The sequence below is a fragment of the Yinghuangia soli genome, from assembly GCF_021502675.1.
GTDB classification, from domain to species: domain Bacteria; phylum Actinomycetota; class Actinomycetes; order Streptomycetales; family Streptomycetaceae; genus Yinghuangia; species Yinghuangia soli.
On record NZ_JAKFHA010000029.1, the window covers coordinates 42681 to 53833 of the forward strand.

An 11153-nucleotide genomic window follows, 5' to 3' on the forward strand; every position below is an offset into this window, starting at 1 on the left:
ACGCCTGATCCGGTCGCATATTCGAAGCCGGTTGCGCAAAGTGGACGTCCTGCTTGACAGAAAGCGGAATTCTCCGGAACTCCGCCCCGGTACGTGTCGGATTTCTCCAATCCCCGGCCCCGCCGCCGGTGCAACAGTGGGTGGCTCCGCCGACCGCAGGGGGACCGGATGTCGTCACCGGAGACGCTGCACGCACGCGAAGCGGCACGCGAGGACGCGGGACTCAGCACCGCGTACGCCGCCCCGCGCACCGAACTGGAAGAACGCCTGGTCCAACTGTGGGAGGCCGCTCTTCAGTTCGGCCCCGTCGGGATCGCCGACGACTTCTTCGAACTGGGCGGCGACTCGATGCTCGCCGCGCAGGTCCAACTGGACGTCGACCTGGAGTTCGGGGTGGAGATCTCGGCCGCCGCGCTGTTCCTCTCGCCGACCGTCGCGACCCTGGCCGAGGCGGTGGAGGACGCGGTCAAGACCGGGCGTACCGAGGCCGGCGGCCGGACCGGGCCGTGACCCCGCCCCGGGCGCCGGACCTCGCCGCGCCCGGCTGCGCGGTGCCCGACCTCACCGATCCCGACCTGTACGCGGACGGCCACCCGCTCGCCCTGTGGCGCACGATGCGGGCCCGTACCCCGCTGCACTGGCAGCCGGTGGCCCCGGACCTGGGCTTCTGGGCCGCCACCCGGTACGCCGACGTCGAACGCGTGCTGCGCGACCACGAGGCGTTCAGCTCCGAGCACGGCACCCTGCTCAGCCTGCTGGGCCGCCGCGACCCCGCGGCCGGGCACCAGCTCGCGGCCACCGACCCGCCCCGGCACGGCCGGCTCCGCGCGCCCGTCCACCAGGCGCTGCGGGCCGGGACCGTGGACGCGCACCGCACCGAAGTGCGGGCCGGCATCCGGGCGCTGCTGCCGTACGGCACCGAGCCGTTCGACTTCGCCGCGGCCATGCGCGCCCTCCCGCTGGTCCTGCTCGGGGTGCTGATGGGACTGCCCGAGGAGGACCGCCCGCACCTGATCCACCTGGCATTCATGGCCTCCGCCGAGGACGACCCCGACTACCGGTTGCCGGAAGGCCCGCGGGCGACGCTGCAGCGGGCGCACCGCGAACTCTTCGCCTACTTCGCCGACCTGGTCCGCGACCGCGTCCGGCGGCCGCGCGACGACCTGGTCGGAGTCCTGCTCGCCCAGCGCCGCGACGGCGAGCGGGTACCGCCGTCCGCGGTGGTCTCCAACTGCTACAGCCTGCTGCTCGGCGCCGTCGTGTCGCTCTCGCTGGTGCCCGCCGCGGCGGTCCGCGAACTCGGCCGCGACGGCGGCTTCGCCCGCTGGGCGGCCCGGCCCGACCTGCTCGACAGCGGTATCGAGGAAGCCCTGCGCTGGGCCACCCCCGGCCGGTACTTCATGCGCACCGCCAAACGGCCGGTGCACGTGGCCGGCACCGAAGTCGCCGAAGGGCAGGCCGTCCTCGCGTTCCTGGCCGCGGCCAACCGCGACGAACGGGCCTTCGCCGAGCCCGACGTGTTCGACGTCGCCCGGCGGCCCAACCGGCACCTCGCCTTCGGCGCCGGCCACCACTACTGCGTCGGGTCCAATATGGCCCGCCTCACCCTGCGGCTGCTCTTCGAGGAACTGTTCGCGATGTACGCCTCGCTCGACGTCGTGGGCGAACCGGTCCGCGTGCGGTCGATGTTCCTGGGCGGCTACAAGGCCCTGCCCGTCCGCGGGCGGCCCCGCCCCAAGTCCCAGACACGTGGAGGACATCCGTGACGGCCCCGTCCCGCGAGGAAGAGACCTGCGCCCTGTCGTACGCGCAGGAACTGCTGCACCTGGTCGACCTGGTCAACCCCGGCAGCGTGTTCGACCCGGACTTCATCGTGCGCGCCGCATTCCGGGTCCGCGGCCCGGTCGACACCGGCGTGCTGCAGGCGGCACTCGACGACGTGGTGGCCCGGCACGGCGCGCTGCGCACCGAGATCGTCCGCGACGGGTCCGACGGCTCCGGCACCGAGCCCTACCAGCGGATCCTTCCGCCGATGCCGGCACGGCTGGTGGTCGAGAGCCTGCCGGCGGGCAGCGACCCCGACGCATTCGTGGCCCGGGTCGCCGGACAGGGCCACGACTGGCGGACGCCGCCCCTGCTGTGGGCGTACCTCGGCCGGTACCCGGACGACGAACCCGGCGGCGCCGACCCGGTGCTCGTGCTGGTCGCCCACCACATCGCGGCCGACGCCTGGTCGCTCGGCGTACTGGCCCGCGACCTGGTCGCCGCCTACACCGCCCGCACGCGCGGCGAACCGCCGCTTGCCGCCGACGTCATGCAGTACACCGAGATCGCCGCCGACGACCGCTGCGCCAAGACCCAGGAGCGGTACGCCGCATCCCTGGAGTTCTGGCGCCCGCACCTGGCCGGCACCGCGGGCCGCGGCCTGCCCGCGCAGTACCCCGACGCGCCGCCGGGACCGACCGCGGTACACCGCTTCGTGGTCCCCGACGAGCTCGCCGCGGCGGTCGGCAAGGCGGCCCGGCGGGCCCGCACGACACCGTTCACCCTGATGCTCACCGCGTTCACCCAGGGCGTCCTTCCCGACCGGGACACCGTGGTGCCGGTCGTCACCGCCGGGCGGCTGCCCAGCGAATGGAACAGCGTCGGATTCCTCATGAACATGCTGGCCATCCGGATCGACCGGGCCGACGGCCCCGGCCTCGGCGAGCTGCGCACCCGCATCGACGCCGCACTGCGCCAGGCGTACGCGCACGAGACCGGACTGCTGGTGATCCTGCAGGCCGTCCCCGAGATGTTCGCCTCCCTGACCACGCGCGACCGGGTGCCGCCCGCGTTCCAGCTCATCCCGCCCACCCCGGTCCGCCCGGCCGCCGACCCCGCGCTCGACCTGGCGCCGCTCGGCGAGGAGGGCCAGCCTGCGCTGGCGATCCCGCTGCCGTTCCTGTGGTCGATGCGCTCGGACGCCGGACCGCTGCGCGGCTATGTGACATATGACTCGAATCTCTTCGACACGGCGTGGATGACCGCCAAAACCCAGGCCTTCCTGCAGGTCCTCGCCCGACTTGCCGACCCGGCGGGCTGACCCGGAAACAGCCGCCGGTCTGAAAAAATCCGCCATATGGCACCAAGCACCGACAAAGCTCTACTGTTCCGCTGGACCACCTTCGTTCCGCTGCTCGCCCTGGTGGCGCTTGTCCTGACCTGGGGGCGCGACGTCCCCGGCTGGGTGGTCGCGGTGGCCGGCGCGCTGCTGGCAGGTGCGGTGCTGGCCGCGGTGCACCACGCGGAGACCGTCGCGCACCGGGTCGGCGAGCCGTTCGGCTCGCTCGTGCTCGCCCTCGCGGTGACCGTGATCGAGGTCGCCCTCATCGTGACGCTGATGGCCGACGGCGGCGACAAGACCGCCTCGCTGGCCCGGGACACCGTCTTCGCCGCCGTCATGATCACCTGCAACGGCATCTTCGGCATGAGCCTGCTCGTCGGTTCGCTGCGCGGCGGCGTCGCCCGCTTCAACCCGGAAGGCACCGGTGCGGCGCTCGCCACCGTCACCACCCTCGCCGGGCTGAGCCTGCTGCTGCCCACCTTCACCACCAGCTCGCCCGGCCCGAAGTTCACCTCCGGCCAGCTGATCTTCGCGGCGGTCGCCTCGGCGATGCTGTACGGCCTGTTCGTCACCACCCAGACCGTGCGGCACCGCGAGTCGTTCATCCCGGTCACCTCGGACGGCGAGGTCGTCGAGGAGGAAGACCACGTCCCGCCGACCGAGCGGGAGGCCTGGACCAGCCTCGGCCTGCTCGGGGTCGCGCTCGTCTCCGTGGTCGGACTCGCCAAGGTCGTCTCGCCCACCATCGAATCCGGCGTCGCGAAGGCCGGCCTGCCGCACGCGGTCGTCGGTGTCGTGATCGCCCTGCTCGTCCTGCTCCCCGAATCGATCGCGGCCTACCGCGCGGCGCTGCGCGACCGCGTGCAGACCAGCCTCAACCTCGCCCTCGGCTCCGCGATGGCGAGCATCGGCCTCACCATCCCGGCAGTAGCGATCGCGTCCATCTGGCTGGACGGGCCGCTGCTGCTCGGACTCGGCGCCACCCACATGGTGCTGCTCGCGCTCACCGTCGTGGTCGGCATCCTGACCGTCGTCCCGGGCAAGGCGACGCCGCTCCAGGGCGGCGTCCACCTGTCGCTGCTCGCGGCCTACATCGTGCTGGCCATCAACCCCTGACCGCCTGGCGGTCCATCGTGCCCCCGTCCGGTGCGCGCCGGTGCGCGGCAGGCCCGCTGATAAGGTCCCGGCATGAGTTCAGCCCCGCCGGCCCAGCATTCCGGCGAACGGCCCGGCGGGGTGCCCGGCACGTACGACCTGGCCACCGCGGTCGCGGCCGAGATCGGCGGCAAGTCCAAGGGGCTTGCGCACGCCTACCAGGACCTGTCCGACCGGTACCGGGACGGCCGCGCCACCCCCGGCGACAGCCAGTTGACCAAGCAGCATGTGCACGCGTACCTCGCCGCGCGCATGCCCGCCACGCTCGCCGTGGACCGCGCGGTCTTCGACGCGGTGCTGCAGCGGCGCCCGGCCTGGGCCCCCAAGTCGCTCATCGACCTCGGCGCCGGGCCCGGCACCGCGACCTGGGCCGCGGCCGAGCTCTTCGACTCGCTCGAACACGTCACCTGCGTCGAGCAGGCCACCGCGATGGTCGAGGTCGGCAAGCAGCTCGCCCGGCGCTCGGCGTCCGCGGCGGTACGCGGCGGCACCTGGCACCGCACCTCGGTCACCGCACCGCCGGCCGGGCAAGCCGACCTGGTGGTCGCCTCGTTCGTACTCGGCGAGCTGCCCGACGCGGAGCTGGACGCCGCCGTCGACCGCTGGTGGGACATGACGCTGGGCGAACTGGTCATCGTCGAACCCGGCACCCCGGCCGGCTTCGCCCGCATCCGCCGGGTCCGCGAGCGGCTGATCGGCGGCGGCGCGACCATCACCGCGCCCTGCCCGTCGGACGCGGCCTGCCCGATGACCGGCGACGACTGGTGCCACTTCTCCGCCCGGGTCACCCGCTCCGGCGTGCACCGCGCCGTCAAGGGCGGCGAACTCGGCTTCGAGGACGAGAAGTTCGCCTACGTCTCGGCGTCCCGACTGGAGCCCTCGCACGCCCCGGCCCGCATCCTGCGCGCCCCGCAGATCCGCCCCGGGCACATCCGCTTCACCGTGTGCGAGGCGCCCGAACTGCGCGAAGAGGTCGTGGCGCGCAGCCAGAAGGACGCCTTCCGCTGGGCCCGCAAGGCGCACTGGGGCGACGAGGTGCCGCCCGGGACGTTCCGCGAGAAGCGCGGCAAGTAGCAGAGCTGCAGGGGAGGACCCGCAGGGTCCGGCGCGGGAAAGCGCGAGCCCCGGACCGCGGCTCGCGCCGCGGTCCGGGGCGACCCCATCCACACACAGGAACCGGTGTTACCCCCCCCGGGCGCGCGGGGGCCGGTTTGCGCCGCGGCGCGCCCTGAGCAGGGCCGATTCCACCCGTTCGGCCCGCAGCCGGGGAAAGTGCGTGTGCGAGCGGCGGTTCGGGGCAGCCGTCGGATGACGGGGTAATCCGCGGCCGGCGACGGCCGGAAAGGACCCGAACCGATGTTGTTCCTCGGAGTTCTGCTCCTCATGGCGACCGGCTCCTTCGCACTGCTGCTGATCGCCGACAACCACGGCGGTACACCGGAATACACGGTGACCCTCTTCGACCAGGACATCGCGACGATGAGCACCACCGCGGTGTTCATGGCCGGCATCGCGCTCGCGCTGCTGTTCGCGCTGGCCTTCTGGATGTGCGTATCCGGCGGCGGACGGTCCCGCCGGCGCCGCGCCGCGCTGCGCACCGCCCGTGCCGAGGCACGCGACGCCGCCGCCGAACGCGACGCCCTCCGGGACCAGTTGGACACCGCACCGGTGCACGGCGACGACACGGTCGAGCCGGTCTACCCGCCGCCCGCGGCAGCGGATGAGCCGGTGGCCCCGGCGTCGTCGTCCGCGCGGGGCGGGACGGCCACTGCGGCATCGACCAAGCAGTCGTCGCGCTCCGACCGGGTCAAGTACCGCATGCGCCACTTGTTCAACCACTGAGCCCACTGAGCCCACCCAGCCCACTGAGCCCACCGAGCACAGCGCGCGTACTCGCGGGCAGCAGCACACGAGCACGAGACGACGCGAGCACGCGAGTACGCGCCCAGGAAGGAATCCCATGAACGCACCCCGCGCCCGCGGCCGCCGCCGACATACCGTGCCCGGCACGCTGGCGCTCGCCGCGGTCCTCGCCTTCGGCGCCGCCGCGTGCGGTGCCGACGAGGACCCCAACTCCCTGCGCGACGACGCCGAACGCGCCGCCGAGGCGGTGCGGAGCGCGGCGGACGAGGCGCGCAGCGAGTTCGACAGGATCAAGGACGGCGTCGACGCGAAGCCGGACACCCGGGTCGGCACCGCGGAGACCCGGCCGGACGGGCGCATGGCGGTCCCGCTGACCGTGGAGAACACCGGCAACGACACCGTCGACTTCCTGGTCCTGGTCGAATTCCGCAACCAGGCAGGCGAGTTCGTGGACGCGGTCCTGGTTCGCATCGAGGACGTCCCGGCCGGGCAGGAGGGGAAGGCCACCGCGGTCAGCCGCGTGAAGCTGTCCCCGGAGGCGACGGCGGCCGTGTCCCGGGCGCTGCGGCACTGAACCATGTGTGAGCCGTAGGCATCGGACGCACGGCTGTGTCCGTCGCCACAGTGTCCGATCTCCATGGCAACCTCGGCACCGCGCTGTTAGCGTCGCGCGGACGTACCGAGGGAGGCCCCATGGGATTCGCGGAAGACCGCATCGACCCGCAACTGCGTGCACTGCTGCCGGTGCTGCCGAAGGTCGACGTGACCGACCCGCCCGCCTTCCGCGAAGCCCAGCGCGCCCAGTCCGCCGCCCAGGCGGCCGGCGCCGCACCGCTGCCCGGCGTGGCCGTCGAGGACCGCACCATCCCTGCCGCAGACCCGGGCGGGCCGTCGGCGCCGGACATCCTGGTCCGCGTCTACACGCCGACCGGCACTGCGACCGGCACTGCGCGCGAGCGCGGCGTCCTGGTGTGGTTCCACGGCGGCGGCTACGTCTTCGGCGACGTGGCCGGCTCGGACCGCTCCTGCGCCGCCCTTGCGGTCGAGGCGGACTGCGTCGTGGTGAGTGTGGAGTACCGGCTCGCCCCGGAGAACCCGTACCCGGCAGCCCTCGAGGACGCGTATGCCGCACTCGTGTGGACCGCGGCCAACGCCGCAGAACTGGGCGGCGACCCGGCCCGCATCGCGATCGGCGGCGTCAGCGCCGGAGCCGGACTGACCGCCGCCCTCGCCCTGTTCGTCCGCGACAAGGGCGGCCCGGCCCTGGTCCTGCAACTCCTCGACAACCCGATGCTCGACGACCGGGTCGGCACCGCTTCGGCCGCCGCGTTCACGGACACCCCGCTGTGGAGCGGCCCGCAGGCCCGGCTGGGCTGGCGCCACTACCTCGGCGCCCTGCATCCGGACGCAGCCTCGGCCGACTCCGATGGCGTACCGCCCTATGCGGCCGCGGCCCGCGCCACCGACCTCGCCGGCCTGCCGCCCGCGTACGTCGCCGCCAACGAGTTCGACCCATTGCGTGACGAGGGCATCACCTACGCCCTGCGCCTGCTGGAGGCCGGCGTCCCGGTCGAACTCCACCACCGCCCCGGCACGTTCCACGGCTCGAACTTCCTCCCGGGCGCCGAGGTGTCCGAGCGCGCCCGAGCAGACATGTACGCGGCCCTCCGCCGCTCGCTGGGCCGACCGCCGGGGATTCGCTCCTAGAGTGCGGTCCGTGCGGCGAGGCCGGCCATCACCAACTCGAACAAATGATCCCGGCGGTAGGCCAACGCGGGGGACTGGTCGGCGATCCACGCCACCGCGCTGACCAGGGCGAACAAGTCCGTGCCGTCGACGTCGCCACGGATGTCGCCGGCCTGCTGTGCGCGGCGCAGCAGGCCCGCGCCCGCGGTGCGCATCGCCTGGCACGAGGCGTGCAGCGGCGATCCAGGGTCGTCGAGCGTGGCCAGCAGCGTCGTCGAGAGGCCCCGATACGTTCCGGCGTCGGCGCCGAACTCGGCCAGCCAGGTGCGCAGGACCGTCTTCGCGGGACGCGGGTCGTCGGCGAGCGACTCGGCCAGTGCGGCGAGTTCGTCGAAACGCCTGCGGAGCAGCGCCTCCAGCAGCGCCTCGCGATTGGGGAAGTGCCGGTAGAGCGTCCCCATGCCCACTCCGGCGCGGCGCGCGATGTCGCGCAGCGACGCTTGCGCCCCCTGCTCGGCGATCACGGCGCGGGCGACCTCGAGGATCCGGTCGCGATTGCGCAGGGCATCGGCACGCATGGCGGACATCGGCAGCTCTCCGAGGCGGTACGGCACAGGCAGTGCCAAGTCGGCGGAACGGGCGGCAGCGTACGACCCGTTGACAAACGGAGCGGTGCTCCGCTTAATATTCGGAGCACCGCTCCGCATAGTACCGGGGCGGTCGACCGCGCCTGCCCGCACGGGCACGTGCCTTCACTCGGGGGACCTGTGATGCTGCCATCGACCATGCACGCCATCCGCCTGCACGCCTTCGGCGGTCCCGAGCAACTCGCCTACGAGGAAGTGCCGGTCCCGGAACCGGGTCCTGGCGACGTGCTCGTGCGCGTGCACGCGGCCTGCCTGAACCCGCCGGACTGGTACGCGCGTACCGGCTTCACGGCGATCCCCGCGGAACTGCGGCCCGTGCTTCCGCTGCCGTACACGCCCGGCTCCGACGTGTCGGGCGTGGTCGTCGCAGTCGGCGGGGGCGTCACCGAATGGCAGGCAGGTGACGAGGTGTTCGGACTGGTGCGCTTCCCGGCACTTGGTGACGGCGGCCGCGGGTACGCCGAGTACACGACCTCCCCGGCCGGCCACCTGGCCCGCAAGCCCGCGGGCATCGACCATCTGCAGGCCGCGGCCGTGCCCATGGCCGGGCTGACGGCGTACCAGTTCCTGTTCGAGCACATCGGCCTGCGCCCGGGCCGGACCGTGCTGGTGAACGGCGCGGCAGGCGGCGTCGGGCATTTCGCGGTGCAGCTCGCGAAGGCGCACGGGGCCCGGGTCGTCGCGGTCGCCTCGGGCCGGCACGAGGAGTTCCTGCGCAGCCTGGGCGCGGACCGGTTCATCGACTACACGACCACCGAGGTCGAGACCGCGGTCGCGGACGTCGACCATGTCGTGGACACGGTCGGCGGGCCTGACGGCCACCGGTTCTTGAGCGTGGTCAAGCGCGGCGGGACGGTCAGCCCCGTGTTCCTCGGCGACTACGACCCTGACCGTGCGGCGGCGCTGGGCATCACCCTGCGCGGCGGGCAGGTGCGTTCCGACGGGGCGGGGATGGCGGCCCTGGCCGCGCTGATCGACGCGGGCAGGCTCCGCCCCGCGATCGACAGCGTCTTCCCGCTTGCCGAGGCCGGCCAGGCCCATGCCCGGGCCGCACAAGGGCACATCCAGGGGAAGATCGTGCTGAAAGTCGTCTGACAGCCGAGCAGCAGGCGCCCCGGCGGCCGGATCGTCCGTGCGTCAGGCGGCGGTGAACGCACCGTCGCGGAGGACCGGAACGGCTTGGCCGGCGCCGAGTTCGGTGGCGATCGCGACGTCCTCGGGGAAGCCGCCGTCGACGAGTTCGCGGCCCGACGAACAGGCACGTACCGCGGCGGCGACGTCCGCGGTGGCCGCAAAGACGTCAGCGGCGGCCGCGGCCTCGGGTGACAGGGACTTCTGCCCGGCCGCGGCGGCGGAGGCGATCACCAGGCCCGCGCCGAGCAGGTCTTCCAACGCCGGGCGCAGACTCCCGTCCGGCCAGCGCTCGCCGGAGGCGATCACCGCGACCGGCCGGTCCGGACGTCCGAAGCCTTGGGCGGCAAGCCACTTGCCCACCGCGGCGCCGTTGCGCAGCGAGGCCGCGACGACCGGGACGCCGTACGGCCGCGCGGCCGCCGAGATCGCGGAGCCGTTCGGGGACGGGAGGACGAGGCGGGGCGCGAACGGGGCGCGCCGCAGCGCCGCGGGGGAGAGCGACCAAGGTGCCGCCTCACTGGTTTCCCGGCGGCCGACCGCGAGTTCCGCGCCGTGTCCGCGCGCGAAGTCCGCCGCGGCGGCATCCCGCCAGGGGCAGGGCAGCACGGCGGTGCCGCGTTCGGCCAGGACGCCGACCGAGGTGGTGAAGGACAGCACGTCGACCACGACCAGGCAGGCGACGTCGGGCGCGAGCCGCTCGGCGCCGGTCGCGCCCCATTCCAGGCGGATCCCGAACCCGGACTGCAGGAAGTTCTCACGCATCCGGGGATCGTCGCACGCCGGGGCCCGCCCGGAACCGGCCAGGTCAGAAGCCGCGCCACAGGTTGTCGAAGGCGGCCTGTTCGATGTCGCGGCGTTCGCGGGCGGCGACGAGTTCCACGGTGGCGTCGTCGACGGCGATCAGGACTGTCCGGGTGGCCGGGTCGGGGGTGTCTCCCGCGGCCTTGTCGCGGATGCCCACGGCTGCGGCGAGGGTGGCGAGGACGGGTTCGCCGGAGGCCCAACGCGCTGCGGCGGCCTGGCGTTCGGGGGAGTCGACCAGTGCGGGGGCGCCCGTGCGGGAGGGCAACAGGCGGCGCTTGCGCGCGATTCGGCCTTCGTCGGTGAAGGCCTGCGCATAGGCCGGGGCCAGATCGCGGCCGCGGCGCCACAGCCAGTCGGCGACCGGCTCGTAGGGTTCGTCGGTGCGCAGCGATGCCGCGGCCTGCTTCAGGAGCGGGTCAGCGGTGTCGGCCGGCGGGCCGGGCACGATGGCGCCGTCGTCGTCCAGGGTCGCGGTGCCTGCGGCCAGGAGGTCGACCAGTTCGGCACCGGCCAGGGCAAGCGACAGTACGCCGCTCTCGACGGGACGGCTGGGCGGCACGTCCATGGCCGTCATGAGGAGGTCCCGGGCAGTGGACATGGCGGCTCCAGGCGAGGAGGGGTCGGCACGTGCGGCGGCCGCGGAAGAGGATGCGGCCGGGGGTGCGATGGCGTGCGGTTTTGCTCACGAGCCTAGGCAGGGGGTCGCGGGGGGGGGGGGGGGGGGGGGCCCCCGCCCCCCCGCGCGCGCGGCCCGCCGC

At 73.7% G+C, this 11153-nt stretch carries 12 protein-coding genes; 9 read left to right on the top strand and 3 right to left on the bottom strand.

All coding sequences use genetic code 11. The features are described from left to right. Positions 1 to 168 precede the first annotated feature (168 nt). The 8 genes from LZ495_RS33130 to LZ495_RS33165 all read left to right on the top strand — a co-directional run bounded on the left by LZ495_RS33130 (position 169) and on the right by LZ495_RS33165 (position 7831). The gene (locus LZ495_RS33130) at positions 169 to 510 is read left to right on the top strand and encodes a phosphopantetheine-binding protein (protein WP_235056752.1); all 342 of its coding nucleotides are present in this window, start codon (positions 169 to 171) and stop codon (positions 508 to 510) included. Then, the gene (locus LZ495_RS45080; RefSeq protein ID WP_235056753.1) at positions 507 to 1766 is read left to right on the top strand and encodes a cytochrome P450; all 1260 of its coding nucleotides are present in this window, start codon (positions 507 to 509) and stop codon (positions 1764 to 1766) included. The genes LZ495_RS33130 and LZ495_RS45080 overlap by 4 nt, the downstream gene beginning before the upstream one ends. Next, the gene (locus tag LZ495_RS33140; protein ID WP_235056754.1) at positions 1763 to 3085 is read left to right on the top strand and encodes a condensation domain-containing protein; all 1323 of its coding nucleotides are present in this window, start codon (positions 1763 to 1765) and stop codon (positions 3083 to 3085) included. The genes LZ495_RS45080 and LZ495_RS33140 overlap by 4 nt, the downstream gene beginning before the upstream one ends. 36 nt (positions 3086 to 3121) lie before the next feature. Beyond that, complete coding sequence (locus LZ495_RS33145) at positions 3122 to 4222, top strand: calcium:cation antiporter (RefSeq protein ID WP_235056755.1); 1101 nt, start codon at positions 3122 to 3124, stop codon at positions 4220 to 4222. A 72-nt stretch (positions 4223 to 4294) separates the two neighbouring features. Further along, the gene (locus LZ495_RS33150; RefSeq protein ID WP_235056756.1) at positions 4295 to 5335 is read left to right on the top strand and encodes a small ribosomal subunit Rsm22 family protein; all 1041 of its coding nucleotides are present in this window, start codon (positions 4295 to 4297) and stop codon (positions 5333 to 5335) included. A 282-nt stretch (positions 5336 to 5617) separates the two neighbouring features. Next, positions 5618 to 6103, top strand: a complete 486-nt coding sequence (locus LZ495_RS33155; RefSeq protein WP_235056757.1) for a hypothetical protein — start codon at positions 5618 to 5620, stop codon at positions 6101 to 6103. Positions 6104 to 6221: 118 nt separating this feature from the next. Further along, positions 6222 to 6698, top strand: coding sequence for a hypothetical protein (locus LZ495_RS33160; RefSeq protein WP_235056758.1), 477 nt, complete (start codon positions 6222 to 6224; stop codon positions 6696 to 6698). 119 nt (positions 6699 to 6817) lie between these two features. After that, the gene (locus LZ495_RS33165; protein ID WP_235056759.1) at positions 6818 to 7831 is read left to right on the top strand and encodes an alpha/beta hydrolase; all 1014 of its coding nucleotides are present in this window, start codon (positions 6818 to 6820) and stop codon (positions 7829 to 7831) included. Here the strand turns inward: LZ495_RS33165 and LZ495_RS33170 are convergent. Further along, positions 7828 to 8397: a TetR/AcrR family transcriptional regulator gene (locus tag LZ495_RS33170; RefSeq protein ID WP_308268678.1), complete on the bottom strand. Its 570-nt coding sequence runs from the start codon at positions 8395 to 8397 to the stop codon at positions 7828 to 7830. The genes LZ495_RS33165 and LZ495_RS33170 overlap by 4 nt on opposite strands. A 183-nt stretch (positions 8398 to 8580) precedes the next feature. Between LZ495_RS33170 and LZ495_RS33175 the strand changes: the two genes are divergently transcribed. After that, positions 8581 to 9552 carry an NADP-dependent oxidoreductase gene (locus LZ495_RS33175; RefSeq protein WP_235056760.1) on the top strand — a complete coding sequence of 324 codons (972 nt, stop codon included), beginning with the start codon at positions 8581 to 8583 and terminating at the stop codon, positions 9550 to 9552. A gap of 42 nt (positions 9553 to 9594) precedes the next feature. Here the strand turns inward: LZ495_RS33175 and LZ495_RS33180 are convergent, their stop codons facing one another. Both LZ495_RS33180 and LZ495_RS33185 read right to left on the bottom strand, forming a co-directional pair. After that, on the bottom strand, positions 9595 to 10353 hold the full coding sequence (locus LZ495_RS33180; protein ID WP_235056761.1) for a 2-phosphosulfolactate phosphatase: 759 nt from the start codon (positions 10351 to 10353) through the stop codon (positions 9595 to 9597). Between the two features lie 43 nt (positions 10354 to 10396). Then, positions 10397 to 10993 carry a GOLPH3/VPS74 family protein gene (locus LZ495_RS33185; RefSeq protein WP_235056762.1) on the bottom strand — a complete coding sequence of 199 codons (597 nt, stop codon included), beginning with the start codon at positions 10991 to 10993 and terminating at the stop codon, positions 10397 to 10399. Between the last annotated feature and the right edge of the window lie 160 nt (positions 10994 to 11153).